The sequence below is a fragment of the Streptomyces sp. NPDC031274 genome, from assembly GCF_055570235.1.
In genome coordinates, this window is record NZ_JBVIHP010000007.1 from 32,884 (window position 1) to 53,598 (window position 20,715).

Consider the following 20,715-nt stretch of genomic DNA (forward strand, 5'->3'; position numbering starts at 1 on the left):
GCGGGGCCCAAGTCGATCAACGTACAGACGTCGATCAACGTACAGACGTCGATCAACGTACCGACGAAGAAAGAATCAGAAGCGACGCGTGATCAGCGCCCGCTTCACTTCCTGGATCGCCTTCGTGACCTCGATGCCACGCGGGCACGCGTCCGTGCAGTTGAACGTCGTGCGGCAGCGCCACACGCCGTCCTTGTCGTTCAGGATCTCCAGGCGCTGCTCGCCCGCCTCGTCACGCGAGTCGAAGATGAAGCGGTGCGCGTTGACGATCGCCGCCGGGCCGAAGTACTGGCCGTCGTTCCAGAAGACCGGGCACGACGACGTGCACGCCGCGCACAGAATGCACTTCGTCGTGTCGTCGAACCGCTCGCGGTCCTCCGGCGACTGGAGGCGCTCGCGGGTCGGCTCGTTGCCCGACGTGACCAGGAACGGCATGACGTCGCGGTACGCCTGGAAGAACGGGTCCATGTCGACGACCAGGTCCTTGAGGACCGTCAGCCCCTTGATGGCCTCGACCGTGATCGGCTTGGACGGGTTGATGTCCTTGATCAGGGTCTTGCAGGCCAGGCGGTTGCGGCCGTTGATGCGCATGGCATCCGAGCCGCAGATGCCGTGGGCGCAGGAGCGGCGGAAGGTCAGCGACCCGTCCAGCTCCCACTTGATCTTGTGGAGGGCGTCGAGGACACGCTCCTTGGGGTCGATCTCCACCTGGAAGTCTTCCCAGGTCGCGTCCGCCGAGATCTCCGGGTTGAAGCGGCGGATGCGGAAGGTGACCGTGATGTACGGGGAGTCGGCGAAGCCGGCCTCGGGCTTGGCGTCTTCCTTGTCGAGGGTCGGGGTTGCCATCAGTACTTACGCTCCATCGGCTGGTAGCGGGTCTGCACGACCGGCTTGTAGTCGAGCCGGATCGACTCGGCGCCGTCGTCGCCTACCTCGCGGTACGCCATGGTGTGGCGCATGAAGTTGACGTCGTCGCGGTTCGGGTAGTCCTCGCGGTAGTGACCGCCGCGCGACTCCTTGCGGGCCAGGGCCGACTGCGCCATGACCTCGGCCAGGTCGAGCAGGTTGCCCAGCTCGATGGCCTCGAGGAGGTCGGTGTTGAAGCGCCTGCCCTTGTCCTGGATCGAGACGTTGAGGTAGCGCTCGCGGAGCTCCGCGACCTTCTCCACCGCCGTCTTGATCGTCTGCTCCGTGCGGAACACCATGACGTTGGCGTCCATGGTCTCCTGAAGCTCCTTGCGGAGCTCGGCGACCCGCTCGTTGCCCGAGGCGTCGCGCAGGCGCTCCACCTGGGCGACGACGAGCTCCTCGGCGTTCTCCGGGAGCTCGACGAAGTCGTTCTTCGCCGCGTACTCCGCGGCGGCGACGCCCGCGCGCTTGCCGAAGACGTTGATGTCCAGGAGCGAGTTCGTGCCCAGGCGGTTGGCGCCGTGGACCGAGACGCAGGCCACCTCGCCCGCCGCGTACAGGCCCGGGACGACCGTGGTGTTGTCCGCGAGGACCTCACCCTGGACGTTCGTCGGGATGCCGCCCATGGCGTAGTGCGCGGTCGGCTGGATCGGGATCGGGTCCGTGTAGGGCTCGATGCCGAGGTACGTACGCGCGAACTCCGTGATGTCGGGAAGCTTCGCGTCCAGCTGCTCCGGCGGGAGGTGCGTGAGGTCCAGGTACACGTGGTCGCCCTCGGGGCCGCAGCCGCGGCCCTCTCGGATCTCCGTGTAGATGGAGCGCGAGACGACGTCACGCGACGCGAGGTCCTTCATGACCGGCGCGTACTTCTCCATGAAGCGCTCGCCGTCCTTGTTACGGAGGATGCCGCCCTCACCACGGGCGCCTTCCGTAAGGAGGATGCCCATGCGCCAGATGCCGGTCGGGTGGAACTGGAAGAACTCCATGTCCTCAAGCGGCAGGCCACGGCGGTAGCAGGCCGCCTGGCCGTCACCCGTCAGCGTGTGCGCGTTCGACGTCACCTTGAAGAACTTGCCGGTGCCGCCCGACGCGTAGACCACGGACTTCGCCTGGAAGAGGTGGATCTCGCCGGTCGCGAGTTCGTAGGCGACGACGCCCGCGCTCTTCTTGACGCCGTCGACCTCCACCAGGAGCTGGTCGAGGACGTAGAACTCGTTGAAGAACTCCACGCCCTCCTTGATGCAGTTCTGGTAGAGGGTCTGGAGGATCATGTGGCCGGTGCGGTCGCCCGAGTAGCAGGCACGGCGGACAGGAGCCTCGCCGTGGTTGCGGGAGTGACCGCCGAAACGGCGCTGGTCGATCTCACCCTTGGGCGTACGGCCGAACGGCAGGCCCATCTTCTCCAGGTCGAGGACCGCGTCGATGGCCTCCTTCGCCAGGATCTCGGCGGCGTCCTGGTCGACCAGGTAGTCGCCGCCCTTGATCGTGTCGAAGGTGTGCCACTCCCAGTTGTCCTCCTCCACGTTGGCGAGCGCGGCGGCCATGCCGCCCTGCGCCGCGCCCGTGTGGGAGCGGGTCGGGTAGAGCTTCGTCAGGACCGCGGTCCGGCTGCGCTTCGTCGACTCGATGGCCGCGCGCATGCCCGCGCCGCCGGCGCCGACGATGACAGTGTCGTACTTGTGAATCTTCACTGGGTTCGCCTCGGCTTTAGCGGATGTTCGGGTCGAAGGTGAAGATCACCAGCGTGCCCAGAAGGATGGTGAACACCGTGGCGGTGTACAGCAGGCCCTTGAGCCACAGGCGCGTGTTGGCGCGCTCCGCGTAGTCGTTGATGACCGTGCGCAGGCCGTTGGCCCCGTGCAGCATCGCGAGCCACAGCATCAGCAGATCCCAGACCTGCCAGAACGGCGAGGCCCAGCGACCGGCGACGAACGCGAAGCCGATCTTGCTCACGCCGCCGTCGAGCACCAGCTGGATCAGCAGGTGACCCAGGACCAGGACGACCAGGACGACGCCGGACAGGCGCATGAAGAGCCACGCGGCCATCTCGAAGTTGCCGCGGGTCGAGCGCGGGGTCTTGGAGGTGCGCTTGCGCGGGGCCTCGATGAGGGGAGCCGGGTTGTCGGCGTCGTAGAGCGAGGCGCCTTCGACGGGACCCACTCCGGACCCGCCGGACTTCTCGAGCGTGGTGTCGGACATCAGGCGTCAGCTCCCGAAGACTTCGCGGACGGCGTGGCCGAGGACCGGGTAGAGCGCCCCGACCATCAGGACGACCCAGATGCCCACGACGGTCCAGAGCATCTGCTTCTGGAAACGCGGGCCCTTCGACCAGAAGTCGACGGCGATGACACGCAGGCCGTTCAGGGCGTGGAAGAGGATGGCGGCGACCAGGCCGTACTCAAGGAGTGCGACGAGGGGCGTCTTGTAGGTGCTGACGACATCGTCGTACGCCTCAGGAGAGACGCGGACGAGAGCGGTGTCCAGCACATGCACGAACAGGAAGAAGAAGATGAGGACGCCGGTGACTCGGTGAGCCACCCAGGACCACATTCCTTCCCGGCCGCGGTACAGCGTTCCAGCCGGCACGGCAGAACCCTCCGGGAGCGGGGATTGGGGCCAGCCGGCTTGGGTGGTCGGACGGGCCCGGCCGGGTACGGTCCACCGGCCGCTCGTCATCGTATCGACGAGTTGTCGGTTCGTTCGCGCGGGGTAGCCAGGTGTGATCAAACAGGCAATCAAACAGGCACGTACGGGCTATTCAGGTCGTGCACGAGTCGGGTGAGTCGGCCGCGGACCAGCTTCCTCAGTTCCTCGGCCGCGAGCACCCGCTCCTCCTCCGGGTCATTGGCGAGGCGGGCCCGGATTCCGGCGAGCAGATGGTTCAACGCCTGGCTCGGCCGGACCTCGTCCAGGCAGATCACGAAGACGTGACCGAAGCGGCTCTCGTACGCGGCGTGCGCGGCCCGCAGGGCGGTGTGGGCGGCGGAGTACGTGCCCTGGCCGGGCACGTACGGACGCAGAGGTTCGCAGGCCAGGGCCTCGGCGAGGTCCGCGAGCGGGAGGTCGTACGCCGCTTCGTCGGACGCGGCGAGCAGGGCGTCCAGGTCGGGGTACGGCCGGTGGGCGACCAGGCGGCGGGCCCACAGATGGCTGCCGCAGCAGGTGAGCAGCGCGGCTTCGGCCGCGTCGGGCTCTGCGCTGTTCAGCTGCTCGGGGGTGCTTGGCGAACGGTGCGGGGACAGCGGGGGCTCCTGGGCAGGGGGCATCGGCGAGGCAAGAAGTGGGGGAGGTGGGGGTTTTGTCGTAACGCTATCGAGGTGAGGTGGCGGCTGTCGGACGGATGCGTGAATTTCACCCGGATGGGAGAGTTTCGCTTCGCGTTGTGGACGGGGCGGCCACGGGCCCCGCCTTACCGTGGGCGGATGTTGGCTCTGACTGCTGCTGATGTCCCTGGCGCCCGCCCCGCCCGGCGGGGGGCTCGCTGTGCCGCCGCTTCGCGGCGGATCTCTCCCTGCCCCTCACCCGTTTGCCCCGCATCAGGCGGTAACCAGTGATCCCCCGCCGCATCGCCCTCGCCTCCGCCGCGGCCGTGGCCGCCGGAGCCGTCGCCCTGACCGTGGCCGTCTGGGCGGACGACGGGGACGGCGGGAACGGAGCGCCCTCGTCCAGTGCGTCGCCGCCCTCCGACAGCAAGTCCGCCGCCTCCCCGACCCCCTCGAAGTCGTACGCCCTCTCCAAGGCCCCCGCCACCATCCCCGCCGTACGCGAGCACACCGCGGCGCGCGGACCGGGCTGGAAGCCTAAGGACGGCGGGCGTGTCGTCGTCGGCGACGACGACCTCGCGGACGAGGGCAAGCTGCTCGCCGGTGAGCTGAAACTCAAGTACGCCGGTGACGCCGACCCCCGCAAGGGCGACGTGGAACTCGCGCTCACCCCGGAGAAGGCCGACGCCTCCGAGGGCAGGGACGAGTCGTACACCCTGTCCGTGAAGGGGCAACGGGTCAAGATCAGCGCCCCCGCCGAAACGGGCGTCTTCTACGGGACCCGCACCCTGAAGCAGGAGGTGCGCGGCGACCGGACCGCGCCCGAAGGCGTCGTACGCGACCGTCCCGCCAAGCCCCAGCGCGGATTCATGATCGACATCGCGCGCAAGCACTTCGACGCGGAGTGGATCGAGGACCGCATCCGGGAGATCGGCGACCTCAAGTACAACCAGCTCGGCCTGCACTTCTCCGACGACCAGGCCTTCCGCATCGAGTCGGACTCGCACCCCGAGATCGTCTCCCGCGACCACCTCAGCAAGGCGCAGGTCCGCCGCATCCTCAAGCTCGCGGCGAGCCGCCACATCACCGTGGTGCCCGAGATCGACTCACCGGGCCACCTCGGCGCGGTCATCGCCGCGCACCCCTCGCTCCAGCTCCGCGACACCCGTGGCGTCGCTGCGCGCGGCGCCGTCGACATCTCCAAGCCGCAGGCGGCGGAGATCGTCGACGACCTCCTGGAGGAGTACGCGGACCTCTTCCCCGGCCGCTACTGGCATCTGGGCGCCGACGAGTACCAAGCCCTCACGGTCGACAACCCGGAGGCCAGCTACCCGCAACTGGCTTCCGCCGCCCGCGAGAAGTACGGGTCCGGCGCCCGCGTCCAGGATCTGGCGACCGGCTGGCTCAACGACCGTGCCGAGACCATGCGCCCCTACGAGCGCGGGCTCAAGGCCTGGAACGACGGATTCTTCCGCGGCGGTGTCGAGAAGGCCGACGACGACCTCGAAGTCGCGTACTGGACCGGCAAGGAGATCGGGGCGAGGGAGCCGACCGAGTACCTGAAGGCGGGCCGGAAGGTCGTCAATTACAACGACGAGTACCTCTACTACGTCCTCGGCCAGCCCAACACCTTCCGCTATCCCACCGGGCAGCGGATCTACGAGCAGTGGACCCCGCGGGTGATCCGCGGGACGAAGCCGGTGAGCGCGGAGTACGACGACCAGATCCTCGGCGGCACCTTCGCGGTCTGGTGCGACCTCGCGGGGTCGCAGACGCAGGCGCAGGTCGCCCAGGGGGTCCGGATGCCGCTGCGGGCGACGTCGCAGAAGCTGTGGGATGCACGCAAACCGGGTCCGTCCTGGGGAGAATTCGTGAAGCTGGCCGACCAGGTGGGATAAGTTCCGGAGGCCGCCGACGCCCTGGGGAGGGACGTGGGCGGCCTCTGTCGTCCTGTCCGGCTGGCTTGTCCGTCCGTCTGGTCCGTCCGTCTGGTCCGTCTCTCCAGTCGGTCTGTCCAGTCGGTCTGCCTAGTGGGTCTGTCCAGTCGGTCTGTCTTGTTCGTTCTCTTGTTCCTGTGTTCCTGGTGAACCCGTGGGGGGTCGCTCAGCCATGCTGTGCACGCAATGTCAGTTCAATACGGCGACGACATCGGACGGCCTCTGCGGCATCTGTGTCACGGCCGCCGCACACGCGCAGCCGGCGCCTCGTCCCGGGTACGCGTCCAACGGGAACCTCGCCTATCTCCGCTCGCCGGTCGCACTGGCCCGGGCGACCGTCGCGCTGCTCGTCGGCGTCATCGCCGCGGACCTGTACTCGCTGTGGGCGGGCACGGTCATCCAGGGTGTGATGGACGACCTGATGAGCCTGGACCGCGGGGTGGGCTACGGGGTGGTGGGCCAGGGAACGGATCTGGTGCGGGAGGCCGAGCGCGCCGACACCCTCTACGCCGTCTCCGGCTGGCTCCAGACCGCCGTGCTCGTGGCCACCTGCGTCGTCTTCCTCTGCTGGTTCTACCGCGTCCGCGTGAACGCCGAGGTGTTCGAGCCGTACATCCACGGCAAGACGCGCGGCTGGGCGGTGGGCGGCTGGTTCGTGCCCTTCGTGAACCTGTGGGTCCCGCGCCGGATCACGCTGGACATCTGGGACGCGAGCGGCGACCGCTCCGTGGCCCTTGACCGCACGATGACCCTCGGCGACGCATCGGCCCGCGCCACGCACCCGCTCGTCAACGGCTGGTGGACGCTGTGGGTGGCGAGCATCCTCGTCGGGCGGTGGGCGTCGGCGGGGTACTGGGACGCGGAGGAGGCGGACGAGATCGACGCGGCGGTCTCCGGGATGATGTTCGCGGACGTCGTGGACATCGCGGCCGCGGTGCTTGCGATCCTCGTCGTACGCCGCCTGACGCGGATGCAGGACGCGAAGGCCAGGTCTGGGCCAGTGGCCGGCGGTGTGCACTCGGTCTGAGGGGGCGGGTCTGAGGGGTCGGGTCTGAGCGGTCAGACCTGGAGGATTTCCGGCTCAGAGAGTTCCTCTGAGAGGCCCGCGGGGAGATTCCGTCTGAGAGGCCCGCGAGATCCGCTTTCGGCTTTTTGGTGGCGAACTTGCATACGTCTGTGGTGTATTCGCCCAAAGCCGATCGAAGCCGTACACGGGGAGACGCGAGCATGGGCTACTGGGGTTACTACGTCGTGGGCAGGAGCGAGCGGCCGCTCGTGGAGCTCGCGGCGGTGGCGGCGGTGCGGGACGAGCTCAGTCTCCTCGTGCAGCGGGACGACGGCTGGCAGGTGTGGGAGGTGCCGGGCGGCGACGGCGCGCGCGACGTCGGCAACATGAACACCCTGGCCCTGGAGACGGGTTCGCCCGCGCTCTTCGGCTACGTCATGGACAGCGATTGCGTGGTCGTCGAGGCGGCGGCCCCGGAGAGCGGCGCGTGGACCACGTGCCTGGCCCGCGAGGCGATGACCGCGTACCTCGGCGACGACGGCCTGAGCCTTGACGACTACTTCCTGGAGCCGCGCGACGCTGCGGACCGTGCGGTGACGTGGGCGGCGGAGTCGGGCAGGACGGTGAAGGCGGGGCCGCTCCTGGACGTGCTGAAGGCCGCGGCGGAGCCCTCGGCGGAGGAGCTCTTCTTCCGCTTCCTCGACCGGCTCGGCGTAGTGCCGCAGTGACGTTCCTGGGCGCCCGGACGCAGTACCGAACGCAGTAGGGGACGCGCGTGGGGCGGGTGTGGGACGTGTGGGGGACGTGCACCGTCCGCGCATTGTCCGTTGCTCGTTGTCCGTTGTCCGTTGTCCGCGAACAGGAGGCGTGCACCATGGGTGGCCCGAGTCTGGTCGAGCTGATGGCCGAAGCGGACGAGAGGGGTCTGGCGGCGAGCGGGCTCGCCTGCCTCGACCGCTGCGTACCGCTTCTCGGAGGCGGAGGCGGAGGCGGAGGCGGCGGTGGCGGCGGCGGTGACGACGTACTGCGTCCGCTGTGGGCGAGCCTCGCGGAGGGCAGGGCCTGGGACGTGGCGCTCGCCGATGCCCGGATGACGCTGGGCGGTGCGGACGTACTGGAGGACTCCTCCGCGGACGAGGCCGCCACCCTCGCCTACCGCATGCTCGGCGCCGTGCCCTCCACGCGGTCCGCCGCCGAGCTGCGGGAGTGGGCCGACGCCTGCTCCGTGGCCGCGCTGCAGATCCATCGGCTGCTCGACACCGTCCTCGACGGCGGCGCCCGGCCGCTGCCCGTGAGCGCGAGGCGTGAGGGACGTACGGAGGGGATGTCGCCGCTGGTCGCCGCCGAGTTGCGGCGCCAGGTACGCATCCTGGAGCTGCTCGCCACCCCGGGCACGGCCACCGGCGCCCTGCGCCAGGCCCTGGACGTAACCACCGAGGGCCGCCGGACGCTACGGGCGGTGGTCTCACGCCGGGCCCGGGGGATGAGGGTGTGATGGCAGGAAAGTCCCGAAAACCCCGCCCGAAATCGGCGTGTTGCCGGGACTTTCCTGCAATCCCCAGAGGGACCGGGTGTTACGGCGTCAGCGTCTGGCCCAGGTGGGCCGCAGCCGGAGTGCCCAGCTGCGTTCGGCCGTAGTAGGCGCCGGTCGTCGTGGAGACGCCGGATGCGGTGCTGTCCAGCTGGAGGATGGTGCCGTTGCCCTCGTCCTCGCCGTCCACGCCGATGGCGAGGTCGGCGCGGCCGTAGCCCGACAGGTCCGCGAGCATGACCGATGAGCCCAGGCGGTCCGCCGACTCCGTGGAGCCCGTGATGCCCTCCGTGTCCTGGCTGAACGCCTGCGCGCCCGTGCCCGTCAGGCCCGACGACGTGCCCTTCAGGAGGAGTGACGTGCCCGCGTCCTTCTTCGCCGAACCGGCGCGCGTGATGTCCTCGTTCGGGGCGCCCGTCAGGACGTCCGCGTAACCGTCCAGGTTGAAGTCGCCCGCCGAGACCGACCAGCCCATCGCGTCGCCCGACTCGGCGGCGCCCGGGACTCCGGACGTGTCCTGGTGGACCGTCTTCATGCCGGTGGTCGTGAAGCCCGTCGACGTGCCCGGGACCACTGTCACCTGGCCGCCCGCGAAGGCCTTGGACTCGGCCGTGTACGGCTGGCCTATGACCAGGTCGTCGTAGCCGTTGCCGTTCACGTCGCCCACCGCCAGCGAGCGGCCGCCCTTGACCGAGAGCGAACCGACCCTGCTCAGGCCCGACTTGGTGCCCTTGAACCACTGGACCTTGCCGATTCCGGCCTGGTCGCGGTAGTTCAGGGCCACGTCCGCGTAGCCGTCACGGTTGAAGTCGCCGGACGCGGCATCGGCGTACGCGATGGCCGTGTCGCCCGACGTCAGCGTGCCGCCCACCTCGTTGCCCGCCTTGAAGCGCGCCGCCCACGAGCCGCCGGTGCCGGTGGACGCCGCGAAGACGTCCGCCTTGCCGTCCGCGTTGAAGTCGCCGACCGCCACGGCCGAGCCGAACTTGGCGCCCGCGTAGTGGAAGTCGTCCGCCAGCTGCATGTCCGTGCCGGAGTCGAAGGTGGGGCCGTAGAGGATCGTGACCGCGCCGCGGTCCTTGTTCGTGGTGTCGTCCTCGCCGGGGGCGCCGATCGCCAGGTCCGCGTGACCGTCGCCGTTGATGTCGCCCCAGGCCGTGGCCGCCGCCCAGTTGTCGCCCGCCTCGGAGGCGCCGGGGACGCCGGGGCTCGACTGGGTGAGGGTCTTCTTCGAACCGCTCACCGGGCCGTTCAGACCGCCGGGGACGACCGTCAGACTGCCCACGCCGCCCGATGCCTTGGGCGTGCCCGCCACCAGGTCCGTGATGCCGTCGCGGTTGAAGTCGGCGGTCGGCGCGGCCGAGCTGCGGCCCGCGCTCGACGCGTAACGGCGGACCTCACCGAGCTTCGCGTACAGGTTCTTGCCGGGGCACGCCGTCGCGAAGCCGTCCCGGTGGCCCGAGATCGTGTTCAGACTGGGCTTGTCGCCCTTCTTCCATACGCCCGTGTCGTCGGCCGCCGTCAGCGTGACCTTGCCCGAAGGGTTGCCCTCGTACTGGCCGAGCTTCCAGGCCGCCACGCGGGAGACGGACTGTAGGGCGGCGCGGGTCGGCTTGCCCGCCTTCTTGTACGTCTCGCCCGTGGCCGGGGACTCGTTGCCCTCGAAGTCACCGAGGACCGCGATGCCCGCGGACTCGCCGTTGAAGCCGTACGTGTGCGCGCCGCGCACCGGCAGATCGGTGCCGCCGCCGCGGCCCTCGAAGATCTGGCCGCACTTGTCCACGAGGAAGTTGTAGCCGAGGTCGTTCCAGCCCTCGGTCTCCACGTGGTACGTCATGATGCCGCGGACCAGGGACGCCGACTGGGCGCAGCTGTAGTCGTTCGTACCGACCGTGTGGTGGACGAAGACCGCCTTGACCTTGTCTATGTACTCCGGCGGGTCCTTGACCTGCGACTCGTTGGCGCCCCAGGCCGCCCTGCTGATCATGGGCGGCTTGGCGACGGTGGACGGCGGAGCCGTCGGAACCGTCGGAGTCGGCGGAACCGTGGGGTCCGGGGCCTCGGTGGAGGGGGAGGGCGCCGCGGGCGCACCCGACTCCGGTTCGCTCGGCTTCGGATCGCTCGATGTCGGATCGCTCGATGTCGGATCGTTCGGCTCCGGGGACTCCGTCTCGTCGGCCGTGAACGCCGCCGGCGTCATCGCCGAACCGTCGAGCGCCGGGTTCTTCGCCTCCTTGGAGGTCACACCCGGGTCCACGAGGTTGACCTCAAGTCCCTTGGGCAGTGCGGCACTTGAGGTGCCGTCCGCCGCGACCACGCGGACCTCGACGCCGTCCGACGGGCCGACCCACAGCGGCTCTGACGCGGCACGCGTGCCCGCCTCGGCCTTCTCGGGCAGGTGCAGCTCCAGGTCCAGGTTCTGCCAGCCGGTCCACTTGTCGCTCTCGGCGGAGCGCGTACGGACCTGAGCCGTGCCCTCCAGCTCCTTCGTGACGCCGGTCCACGAGACGCCGAGCAGCGAGAACTGCTCCGTCGACGTGCGCGGCAGCTCCCGCTCCTTGGCGCCGTCGGCCTTGAGCGCGATGTCGTGCACGCTCACCGGCCGCTTGCCTCGTGAGACGCCGCCCGGCTGATCCCCGGTCACGGGATCCGCCATCGCGTACGTGACGGCCCCCGCGCCCCCCAGCACGACGGCCCCGATCGTCAGCCACGCCCTGCGCTTGAGACTCAGCGGTCTGTACGCGTGCGTGTTTCGCGCTGATTCGCGCGTTTTGCGCGGGCTCAAATGCCCCACCCCTTAGCGGAATTGACGGTTGACCCGGTTGGCCAAAGCGAGAGCGTACGACTGCCTGAAGGGTCAAAGGGTTGTACGGAGGCTTCGTGGGAACTCCGAGCGCCATCCGGTCCAGTGACATTTCTGTGGGCCGTGGCGCAGCTCTGCGTGGGGGCATGGACACGGTGAGCTGTGCCGCATCGGTACGGATGGGAAAGCGTGGGTCGAGGAGGGGAACCCCGTCGAGCGCGGGCGGGGGACGAGGAGCTGGGCGCCGCGGTCGCGCGGGCGCAGGAGGGCGACGAGGCGGCTTTCGCGGTCGCGTACCGCCTGGTGCAGCCGGGGCTCGTCGGCTACCTGCGGGGCCTTGTCGGCCATGACGGCGAGGTCGCCGAGGACATCGCCGCCGAGGCCTGGCTGGAGATCGCCCGTGACCTGGGCCGGTTCCGCGGCGACGGCGAGGGCTTCCGCGGCTGGACGGCGACCATCGCGCGCCACCGGGCCCTCGACCATCTGCGGCGCCAGAAGGCCAGGCCGCGCCCGTCCGCCCTGGAACAGGACATCCTCGAACTCCCCGGACCGCACAGCACGTCGGAGCAGGCGCTCGAATCCATCTCTACGGAGAACGCCCTCGCGCTGATCGCGAAACTGCCGCGCGACCAGGCGGAGGCGGTGCTGCTGCGCGTCGTCGTCGGCCTGGACGCCCCGGCGGCGGCACGGGTGCTCGGCAAGCGCCCCGGGGCGGTACGCACCTCCGCGTACCGGGGTCTCAAGCGGCTCGCCGAACGGTTGGGCGATGCCCGGGGTGTGACGGATGACGGCGCCGGTCCGCTTGGGGAGTCGAGATGACCGGGGAGTCAGGATGGACGTGAACGAACGCGTGGACGCTCTGCTGGGTGAGGCGGTGCGTTCCGGCGCCGTCGACGCCGAGGCACAGCGCCGGGCGGTCGCCGCGTTCCGCTCCGCGCGGGACGAGGGCACCCACCGGGCCCGCACCCGCCCCCGCGACGACTGGCGCCCCGGAGCACTGGGCTCACTACGAGCAGCGGCGAGCACAATCCTGGCGAGCGCACTCCTTGGCAGGCCAGATGACGCAGCCCCCCAAAGGAGCGCGAGGAACGGCGCGCGCAGCCACGACCTACCAGCAGAGTGAGAGCCGGGGATGAGCGCCCCAAAGGGGCGCGGGGAACGGCGCGCGCAACCACAATCCACCCGCAGAGTGAGAGCCGGGGACCAGCCCCGAAAGGGGCGCGGGGAACGGCGCGCGTAACCACAACCCACCCGCAGCCGAAGAGCCGAGAAGAACCGCCCCAAAGGGGCGCGAGGAACGGCGCGCCCAGCGACAGCGCACCCGCGGCCGAAAAGACAGAGAAGAAAAGACAGGGACGAAAAGAAGAGCAGCGGCACCCACAGCCCCCGCCAGGCCCCTGCCAAGGTGAGCGGCCGGGGTCGCCACCCCCCACAGGAGAGACCCCGGCCGTCACGCGGACGGACCGCACGCGGCCCGTATTCCCTTCAGCGCCGCGCGTGCGTTTTCTGTCACACCGCGTTCTGTCACGCGCTAGTTGCACGTTGTACCAAACATGGACGTGGGCCCACTTCAGCCCGTAGCGTGCTGCTTCGCGCCAGGCTCTGCGGGGGCATGACCGCAACCGGTGTAGGCGCATAGGGAGAAGTTGTGCTGGGGGACGACGCGGAACTGACCGCCGCGGTGCTTGCGGCGCAGGACGGGGACGAGACCGCGTTCCGGACTGTGTACCGCGCCGTGCACCCGCGGCTGCTTGGCTACGTACGGACGCTGGTCGGCGACCCGGACGCGGAGGACGTCGCGTCCGAGGCCTGGCTGCAGATAGCCCGCGACCTCGACCGGTTCAGCGGCGACGCCGACCGCTTCCGCGGCTGGGCCGCCCGCATAGCGCGCAACCGGGCGCTCGACCACATACGCATGCGGGGCCGCCGCCCGGCGATAGGCGGCGACGAGACCGAGCTCACCGGAAAGCCGGGCGACGCGGACACCGCCGACGAGGCGATGGAGTCCCTCTCCACCGGCGACGCCCTCGCCCTGATAGCCCAGCTCCCGCAGGATCAGGCGGAAGCCGTCGTACTCCGGGTGGTCGTCGGCCTCGACGCCAAGAGCGCCGCAAAGACCCTCGGCAAGCGCCCCGGCGCGGTCCGCACCGCCGCGCACCGCGGCCTGAAGCGGCTCGCGGAACTGCTCGGCACGGAAGGCCCGTTGAACGAGGGCGCGCTCGACGCCGTACCGCCTCAGAGAGAGCGGCGAGGGCACGCGGTGTCACCTGCCGGTGTGACGCATTCGCGTGTCCGGGCGCAGAAGGACATGTGATGGCCGACGAGGATTACAGGTGGCTGGACCGCGACGCGGCGGAGCGTTTGCTGAGCGGTGAGCCCATCGACGGCGCCGACCCTCACCGGCGGGAGCAGGCCGCACGACTGGCCGAGGCCCTGGCCGCACTGGCGGCGGACGACCGCGCGGGCTCCGTCGTACCTGCCGACATTTCTTCCGAACTCCCTGGTGAAGCGGCTGCCCTCGCCGCGTTCCGGGAGTCTCGCGGCCCTGAGGCACGGGCGGCTTCTACGCGCGTGGGAGCGGGCGAGGCGGTGCATATCGGGCACCAGGTCGAGCCTCCGCGCCCCGCACCCTGGGCCCGCCCCATGCGCTACGGCCTCGCCGCCGTCCTCGCGGGCTGCATGATCGGCGGGGTCGCGGTGGCGGCCGGTACGGGCGTGCTCCCCTCGCCGTTCGGTCACCATGACACGCCGGGCCCCGCGGCCTCCGCCTCGTCCGTGGCCTCGCCCGAACCGCTCGCCTCCCCGCCCGGCGGCCGGAGCAGCTCCCCGGACGTGGAACCCGACGACGTGACCACCACCCCGGAAGGCCCCTCGACCGAGCCCGGCAGCAGCGCGCCGCCGCCGGACGCGGGGAACTCCGAAGGCCCGTCCAAGGGCGGCGCGGACACCACGAAGCCCGGCTCCGGCGACCCGCAGCGCCAGGACGAGGCCAAGGGCTGGTACCAGAAGGTGGTCGTCGCCTGCCGCGACTACCGCAGCGGAAAGCTCGAGGGCGACAAGAGGCGCCGCCTGGAGGAAGCCGCCAAGGGCTCCCAGCGGGTGACCGAGTTCTGCGGCCGCGTCCTGTACGGCTCCGGCAGCGACCGCGAGAACAACAACGGCGGCAACTACGGCGGCAACGCCGGCGGTGACGGCAAGGACGACGACGGCGACCACGACGGCGACAACGGCGACGGCGACGGATCGAACGGCGGCGGCAACGACCACTGGGGCAACGGCGGAGGCACCCTCCTCCCGCCAGTGGACGCTCCTTCGGTGCCGCACCCGGCACCCACTCCGACGTCCACTCCCAAGCCCACTCCCACCGGCTCGTACAGCGCGCAGCCCGTGCTCCCGGGCGACGATTCCCAGTAGATCGTGGCCGGTCACGGCCGGTCCTGGCCGGGTGTGACGTTTTTTGAAGCAGCGACGCAGTAAGAAGTGAGCCGACTGGTCATCGGCCCGCGCACGAGCCAGGGGTTCCCCCCGTACCTTTGGCTCCGTGCCACCAGCGTGGGCGGGAGACGTTCCCCCGATCCCGCCCACGCTGATTAATCTCCGCGGGTCACCTGTAGATCTGTAGACCTGTGGACACAGATCACTTGTAGACGCGGATCACTTGAGGACACAGATCACTTGTGGACGCGGATCACTTGTAGACGACGACCTTGTCGCCCTTCTCGACCGCCGCGAACAGGCTCGCGATCTTCTTCTTGTCCCGTACGTTCACGCAGCCGTGCGAGGCGCCGTTGTAGCCTCTCGCCGCGAAGTCCGACGAGAAGTGCACGGCCTGGCCGCCGCTGAAGAACATCGCGTACGGCATGGGGGTGTCGTACAGCGTCGAGACGTGGTGCCGGGACTTCCAGTAGACGGTGAACGTGCCGTCGCGGGTGGGCGTGTACTGCGAGCCGAAGCGCACGTCCATCGTCGACACGGCCTTGCCGTCGATCATCCAGGTCAGCGTGCGGCTCTCCTTGCTGATGCACAGGACGCGGCCGGTCATGCAGCGCTTGTCGGGCTTCGACGCCGGGATGCCACCGCCGGAGTAGAGCTGGTACTTCGTCGGCTCGCGCGTCATGCCGACCAGCTTCTGCCAGGTGACCGTGTCCGTCGTTCCCGTGCTCGGAAGGCCGCGCTTGTCCTGGAACCCCCTGACGGCGGCGGTCGTGGCCGAGCCGTACGTCCCCGTCGGGTCCTCGAAGAGCCAGGCGACCTGCCGGAGCCGGGCCTGTAGTTCCCGCACCCGGTCGCCGCGCTGCCCGGGAGCGAGCAGGGTCTTCGGGGCGGGCGTCGGAGTCGCCACCGGGGTCGGCTCCTCCTCGGGCGTCCCCCCGGACTTCTCGCCGGGCTTCTCGCCGGATTTCTCGCCGGGCTGCCCCTCGGGCGTCCCGGACGGCGCCTCGGGGCCGCCCGAATCCGTCTTCGTGGGAGAGATCCGGACCGGTTGCGCCTTGCCGTCCGCATCGACGGGCTGCGCCTTGCACCCACCGACGCCGACCAGGGCGACCGTGACCACGGCCCCCACGGCTATCGCACCTCTGCGCACAACGTCCCCCGCCATCGCTCGACTGCCCGACAGACCCACGGAGAATCCTCCCCGCGAGTGACCACCCCTGAACGTTGCCCCATGCTGGAGGAGGACCGCTATACCGGAGAAGTAACGGAGAAGGATCTCTGGCAGGAGGCACAGAGCGATGGCGCGTGCGCGAGAGTCGGAATCCGGACTGCCCGTAGAGCCCGTGTACGGCCCCGAGGCCCTCGACGGCTGGGACCCCGGGACCAGACTGGGCGCCCCCGGCGCGTACCCCTACACGCGAGGCGTCTACCCCTCGATGTACACGGGGCGCCCCTGGACGATGCGCCAGTACGCGGGCTTCGGCACGGCCGTCGAGTCCAACGCCCGCTACAAACAGCTGATCGCCAACGGCACGGCGGGGCTGTCGGTCGCCTTCGACCTGCCCACGCAGATGGGCCACGACTCGGACGCCCCGATCGCGAGCGGCGAGGTCGGCAAGGTCGGGGTGGCGATCGACTCGATCGACGACATGCGGGTCCTGTTCGACGGCATCCCGCTGGACAAGGTGTCCACGTCGATGACGATCAATGCCCCCGCCGCCCTGCTGCTCCTGATGTACCAACTGGTCGCCGAGGAGCAGGGGGTGGACGCGGGCGAGCTGACGGGCACGATTCAGAACGACGTCCTGAAGGAGTACATCGCGCGCGGGACGTACATCTTCCCGCCCAAGCCGTCCCTGCGCCTGATCGCGGACATCTTCAAGTACTGCCGGGCCGAGATCCCGAGGTGGAACACCATCTCCATCTCCGGCTATCACATGGCGGAGGCGGGTGCGACGCCCGCGCAGGAGATCGCCTTCACCCTCGCCGACGGCATCGAGTACGTCCGCACGGCGGTCGCGGCGGGCATGGACGTGGACGACTTCGCGCCGCGCCTCTCGTTCTTCTTCGTGGCGCGTACGACGCTCCTGGAGGAGGTCGCCAAGTTCCGTGCCGCGCGCAGGATCTGGGCCCGCGTGATGCGCGACGAGTTCGGCGCGCGGAACCCCAAGTCCATGATGCTGCGCTTCCACACGCAGACGGCCGGGGTCCAGCTGACCGCCCAGCAGCCCGAGGTGAACCTCGTGCGGGTCGCCGTCCAGGGCCTCGGCGCGGTGCTCGGCGGCACCCAGTCCCTGCACACGAACTCCTTCGACGAGGCGATCGCCCTGCCGACCGACAAGAGCGCGCGCCTGGCCCTGCGCACGCAGCAGGTCCTCGCGTACGAGACGGACGTGACCGCCACGGTCGACCCGTTCGCCGGGTCGTACGTCGTCGAGAAGATGACGGACGACATCGAAGCCGCGATCCTCGGCCTCATGGACCGCGTCGAGGACATGGGCGGCGCGGTGGCCGCCATCGAGAGCGGCTTCCAGAAGGCGGAGATCGAGCGCTCCGCCTACCGCATCGCGCAGGAGACCGACTCCGGCGAGCGCGTCGTGGTCGGCGTCAACCGCTACCAACTGGACGAGGAGGAGCCCTACGAACCCCTCCGCGTCGACCCCGCCATCGAGGCCCAGCAGGCGGACCGCCTCGCGAAGTTGCGGCAGGACCGGGACCAGGCAGCGGTGGACGCGGCGCTCTCGTCGCTCAAGGACGCGGCGAAGGGGGACGCCAACGTCCTCCACCCGATGAAGGACGCGCTGCGGGCGCGGGCGACGGTGGGCGAGGTGTGCGACGCGCTGCGGGAGGTGTGGGGGGCGTACGTGCCGACGGACGCGTTCTGACGTTCAGACGTTCAGACGTTCTGATGTGCTCGGGTGTCCCGGGCTTGGGTGCTGCCCCGGGTTCGGGTGCCCGGGGCTCGGGGCACGGGGTGTCCGCTGGGCGGACGTCGCGTCCGCTATGTCGTACGCGCGTGCGAGACTCCGCCCATGCTGGGTGTCACCGATCTTCCGACCTATCTCGCGGGCCTCGCCCTGATCATTCTGCTGCCGGGGCCGAACTCGCTGTACGTGATCTCCGTCGCCGCGCGCCGCGGCGTACGTACCGGCTATACCGCCGCCGCGGGCGTCTGGTGCGGTGACACCGTCCTGATGACGCTGTCGGCCGCCGGCGTCGCCTCGCTCCTCCAGGGCAACGCCGTGCTGTTCGGGATCGTGAAGTACGCCGGTGCCGGATATCTGACCTGGCTCGCGGTGGGGATGCTGCGGGCCGCGTGGGGGATGTGGCGCGCACGGCGCGAGCAGGTCGTGGAGCAGGGGAAGGGCGGTCAGGACGACTCGGGGGAGCGGCCGTTCCGCAGGGCTCTGGTGATCAGTCTGCTCAATCCGAAGGCCATCCTCTTCTTCATCGCCTTCTTCGTGCAGTTCGTCGACCCGGGGTACGCCTATCCCGCGCTCTCCTTCCTCGTGCTCGGGGTCCTCGCCCAGGTGGCGAGCGTCCTCTACCTCACCGCGCTGATATTCGGCGGCACCAAGCTGTCCGCCGCCTTCCGCCGCCGCAAGCGGCTCTCGGCGGGAGCCACCTCGGCGGCGGGCGCGCTGTTCCTCGGGTTCGCGGCGAAGCTGTCGCTCGCCAGTGGCTGAGCAGTCCAGTGACTGAGCAGTACTGAGAAAGGGGCGGGGCGGCCGGCAGGTCGGTCGTCGGGGCGGCCGTCGGTCGGTCGTCGGGGCGGTCTCAGTGGTGCCAGGCCGCGCCTCCCACGTTGTGGATCATGCGCTGGAGCACCTTGAGGGTGCGGATGTACTCCTCCTCCGGGATGCCCTCGTGGATCTCCGCGCGGATCTTCCGCTGGCGCGCGGCGGTCTCGTCCCGGAGCGCGCGCCCCTCGGCGGTGATGCGGAGGCGGCCGCCGACGTCCTCGGTGAGCAGGGCGCGGTCGTGCAGGGCGCTGATGTCGTGCTGCAGGGCCCCGTCGCCGACGCTCAGGTAGCCGCGCAGGGTGGCCACCACGTCTTCCTTGTCACGGCCGCCGTCCGCGACGATCTGGTTCAGGATCCACCACTGGGGCTGGGTGAGTCCGGACTCGGCGAGCATGGTGCGGACGTGGTGGACGACGGCTTCGCCCGCGGCTGTCGCCCAGTAGCCGATGGGCTGGTCGATGAGGTTCTCGTCGCTGTGGGAGTACGTGAAAGTGTCCATGACCAGAAGGTAGAACCTCAAGCTTGATTGAGGTCAACTGCCTCGACCGCATGACCGATGAGCCTGAAGTAGTCCGCGAGGCCCGTCGCGTCGTCGCCCGCCCAGCCGACGTACCCGTCGGGGCGCACGAGGAAGAGGCCGTCGCCGTAGGGCGGGTAGGAGGCGATGCGGTGCACGTGCGCCAGATCCGGGTCCGGCGACGGGACTTCCCGATCCGTGCCGACCGCGAGCAGCGTGAAGTGCGGGCCCCTGAACGCGTCGAACAGCCTTCCTCCGGCGTACGGCCCGTCCGGCGCGCGGTCGCCCGCCCGCAGCGCCTCCTCCGGAAGGTCCGCGCGGGTCTCCACCGCCAGGGGGCTGTCCCGGTAGCCCAGGCCCAGTTGGCGGGTCGCGCCCCCACGCCGCTCCTGGCCCCGGTGGATGCGGGTGGAGAGGCCCAGCATCTGCGCGGCGTTGGGCAGCCGCTCGGCCTCGTACGTGTCGAGGAGTGCCGCCGGTGCGCCGCCCCGCAGGACCGCGCCCAGCTTCCAGCCCAGGTTGTACGCGTCCTGCACGCTGGTGTTGAGGCCCTGCCCGCCCGCCGGTGAGTGCACGTGCGCCGCGTCCCCGGCGAGGAACACGCGGCCCTCGCGGAACCGGTCCGCCATCGCCGCGCGCGGCCGGAAGTCGGAGGCCCAGCGCACCTCGGTCACCGCGTCGGCGGCCAGATGCGTACGGGCGGCGACGACCTTCCGTACGCCTTCGAGCGAGGTGTCGGGCTCGGTCCCGTCCGTGAACTGTGCCGTCAGCTGGAAGTCCGCGGTGCCCGCCAGCGGGCAGATCGCCAGGAAGCCCGCACCCGCACCCTGGCCCCCGCCAGCACCCTGGCCCGCGCCCGCGCCCGCGCCCTCGGAGGTGGGCGGGAACATGTGCCAGTTGTCGCGGTCCAGGGTGGGGATGCGGACGTCGGCGACCAGGACCGGGTTCGGGTCGACGGTCTCACCCGTCATGCCGATGCCCAGCGCCGCGCGCACGGTCGAACGTCCGCCGTCGGCCGCAACGGCGTACGCGGCGCGGACGTTCCGGCCGTCCGCGAGTCGGGCGGTGACGCCCTCGCCGTCCTGGGCGAGGTCGGTCAGACCGGCGCCGAACAGGATGTCGTCGCCGCCGAGTTCCTTGAGGCGGGCGTACAGGATCTCCTGCGTACGCCACTGGGGGAGCATCAACGGCCGGTTGTACGGGGCGTCCTCCGTCAGCTCCTGCTCGTCGAACATCCGGTGCTCGCCCTGCCGCTCGCCGCCCTGCCAGACCATGCCGACCGGGTAGGTGCCGCCCGCCGCCTCGGCCGCCGCGATGATCCCGAGGTCGTCGAAGACCTCCTGGGTGCGGGGCTGGATGCCCTTGCCGCGCGATCCGGGGAAGAGGGTGTCGGCCCGCTCCACGATCAGGGCGCGCACCCCGCGCCGGACGAGGTCGCAGGCGAGGGTCAGGCCGGTGGGCCCCGAGCCGACGACGAGTACGTCGGTCGTGAGGGTGCCCGTGGTCGTGAGGGTGTCCGTCAGGGAAGAAGCGTCCTTAACGCTGTTAAGTTCCATGTTCAGAGCCTGCGC

19 protein-coding genes are annotated in these 20,715 nt (G+C 70.2%); 10 read left to right on the plus strand and 9 right to left on the minus strand.

Annotation, left to right across the window (positions count from 1 at the left end):
* Positions 1–75: 75 nt before the first annotated feature.
* The 5 genes from ACZ5CR_RS13635 to ACZ5CR_RS13655 all read right to left on the minus strand — a co-directional run bounded on the left by ACZ5CR_RS13635 (position 76) and on the right by ACZ5CR_RS13655 (position 4,175).
* Positions 76–846 carry a succinate dehydrogenase iron-sulfur subunit gene (locus tag ACZ5CR_RS13635; protein ID WP_468857018.1) on the minus strand — a complete coding sequence of 257 codons (771 nt, stop codon included), beginning with the start codon at positions 844–846 and terminating at the stop codon, positions 76–78.
* Positions 846–2,600 carry a succinate dehydrogenase flavoprotein subunit gene (gene sdhA, locus ACZ5CR_RS13640; protein WP_468857021.1) on the minus strand — a complete coding sequence of 585 codons (1,755 nt, stop codon included), beginning with the start codon at positions 2,598–2,600 and terminating at the stop codon, positions 846–848. Before sdhA ends, ACZ5CR_RS13635 begins: the two co-directional genes overlap by 1 nt.
* Before the next feature lie 16 nt (positions 2,601–2,616).
* Entirely contained in the window at positions 2,617–3,108 is a 492-nt protein-coding gene (locus ACZ5CR_RS13645; protein ID WP_363208840.1) for a succinate dehydrogenase hydrophobic membrane anchor subunit, read from the minus strand.
* A gap of 6 nt (positions 3,109–3,114) precedes the next feature.
* Positions 3,115–3,495: a succinate dehydrogenase, cytochrome b556 subunit gene (sdhC, locus tag ACZ5CR_RS13650; protein WP_283779093.1), complete on the minus strand. Its 381-nt coding sequence runs from the start codon at positions 3,493–3,495 to the stop codon at positions 3,115–3,117.
* Positions 3,496–3,644: 149 nt separating this feature from the next.
* On the minus strand, positions 3,645–4,175 hold the full coding sequence (locus ACZ5CR_RS13655) for a 2-oxo-4-hydroxy-4-carboxy-5-ureidoimidazoline decarboxylase (RefSeq protein WP_468857024.1): 531 nt from the start codon (positions 4,173–4,175) through the stop codon (positions 3,645–3,647).
* Between the two features lie 284 nt (positions 4,176–4,459).
* Between ACZ5CR_RS13655 and ACZ5CR_RS13660 the strand changes: the two genes are divergently transcribed.
* The 4 genes from ACZ5CR_RS13660 (at position 4,460) to ACZ5CR_RS13675 (ending at position 8,610) form a co-directional block, all read left to right on the plus strand.
* Positions 4,460–6,070, plus strand: a complete 1,611-nt coding sequence (locus tag ACZ5CR_RS13660) for a beta-N-acetylhexosaminidase (protein ID WP_468857026.1) — start codon at positions 4,460–4,462, stop codon at positions 6,068–6,070.
* Positions 6,071–6,281: 211 nt separating this feature from the next.
* A complete protein-coding gene (locus ACZ5CR_RS13665; protein WP_468857029.1) occupies positions 6,282–7,136 on the plus strand; it encodes a DUF4328 domain-containing protein in 855 nt (284 codons plus the stop codon).
* A gap of 200 nt (positions 7,137–7,336) precedes the next feature.
* A complete protein-coding gene (locus tag ACZ5CR_RS13670; protein ID WP_468857031.1) occupies positions 7,337–7,843 on the plus strand; it encodes a hypothetical protein in 507 nt (168 codons plus the stop codon).
* A gap of 146 nt (positions 7,844–7,989) precedes the next feature.
* Positions 7,990–8,610 carry a hypothetical protein gene (locus ACZ5CR_RS13675; protein ID WP_468857034.1) on the plus strand — a complete coding sequence of 207 codons (621 nt, stop codon included), beginning with the start codon at positions 7,990–7,992 and terminating at the stop codon, positions 8,608–8,610.
* A gap of 79 nt (positions 8,611–8,689) precedes the next feature.
* Here ACZ5CR_RS13675 and ACZ5CR_RS13680 read toward each other — a convergent pair whose 3' ends face one another.
* Complete coding sequence (locus ACZ5CR_RS13680) at positions 8,690–11,431, minus strand: FG-GAP-like repeat-containing protein (RefSeq protein ID WP_468857037.1); 2,742 nt, start codon at positions 11,429–11,431, stop codon at positions 8,690–8,692.
* A gap of 207 nt (positions 11,432–11,638) precedes the next feature.
* Here ACZ5CR_RS13680 and ACZ5CR_RS13685 point away from each other — a divergent pair, with 207 nt between their 5' ends.
* From ACZ5CR_RS13685 to ACZ5CR_RS13700, 4 genes are all read left to right on the plus strand, one after another.
* Positions 11,639–12,268, plus strand: a complete 630-nt coding sequence (locus ACZ5CR_RS13685; RefSeq protein ID WP_468857039.1) for an RNA polymerase sigma factor — start codon at positions 11,639–11,641, stop codon at positions 12,266–12,268.
* Between the two features lie 13 nt (positions 12,269–12,281).
* Entirely contained in the window at positions 12,282–12,572 is a 291-nt protein-coding gene (locus ACZ5CR_RS13690) for a hypothetical protein (protein ID WP_468857041.1), read from the plus strand.
* Positions 12,573–13,097: 525 nt separating this feature from the next.
* Positions 13,098–13,763: an RNA polymerase sigma factor gene (locus ACZ5CR_RS13695; protein WP_468857044.1), complete on the plus strand. Its 666-nt coding sequence runs from the start codon at positions 13,098–13,100 to the stop codon at positions 13,761–13,763.
* Positions 13,763–14,863 (plus strand): hypothetical protein, encoded by a 1,101-nt coding sequence (locus tag ACZ5CR_RS13700; RefSeq protein ID WP_468857047.1) that lies wholly within the window; start codon positions 13,763–13,765, stop codon positions 14,861–14,863. The genes ACZ5CR_RS13695 and ACZ5CR_RS13700 overlap by 1 nt, the downstream gene beginning before the upstream one ends.
* 274 nt (positions 14,864–15,137) lie before the next feature.
* On the opposite strand, the gene ACZ5CR_RS13705 is transcribed toward ACZ5CR_RS13700, so the two are convergent.
* Positions 15,138–16,049 carry a L,D-transpeptidase family protein gene (locus ACZ5CR_RS13705; RefSeq protein WP_468857050.1) on the minus strand — a complete coding sequence of 304 codons (912 nt, stop codon included), beginning with the start codon at positions 16,047–16,049 and terminating at the stop codon, positions 15,138–15,140.
* A 133-nt stretch (positions 16,050–16,182) separates the two neighbouring features.
* Here ACZ5CR_RS13705 and ACZ5CR_RS13710 point away from each other — a divergent pair, with 133 nt between their 5' ends.
* Both ACZ5CR_RS13710 and leuE read left to right on the plus strand, forming a co-directional pair.
* On the plus strand, positions 16,183–17,769 hold the full coding sequence (locus ACZ5CR_RS13710; protein WP_468857052.1) for an acyl-CoA mutase large subunit family protein: 1,587 nt from the start codon (positions 16,183–16,185) through the stop codon (positions 17,767–17,769).
* A 147-nt stretch (positions 17,770–17,916) separates the two neighbouring features.
* Positions 17,917–18,570 (plus strand): leucine efflux protein LeuE, encoded by a 654-nt coding sequence (gene leuE, locus ACZ5CR_RS13715; RefSeq protein WP_468857054.1) that lies wholly within the window; start codon positions 17,917–17,919, stop codon positions 18,568–18,570.
* Positions 18,571–18,661: 91 nt separating this feature from the next.
* On the opposite strand, the gene ACZ5CR_RS13720 is transcribed toward leuE, so the two are convergent.
* Both ACZ5CR_RS13720 and ACZ5CR_RS13725 read right to left on the minus strand, forming a co-directional pair.
* Positions 18,662–19,126 (minus strand): MarR family winged helix-turn-helix transcriptional regulator, encoded by a 465-nt coding sequence (locus ACZ5CR_RS13720; RefSeq protein ID WP_468857056.1) that lies wholly within the window; start codon positions 19,124–19,126, stop codon positions 18,662–18,664.
* 17 nt (positions 19,127–19,143) lie between these two features.
* Positions 19,144–20,700, minus strand: coding sequence for an FAD-dependent monooxygenase (locus tag ACZ5CR_RS13725; RefSeq protein ID WP_468857058.1), 1,557 nt, complete (start codon positions 20,698–20,700; stop codon positions 19,144–19,146).
* Positions 20,701–20,715: the final 15 nt, after the last annotated feature.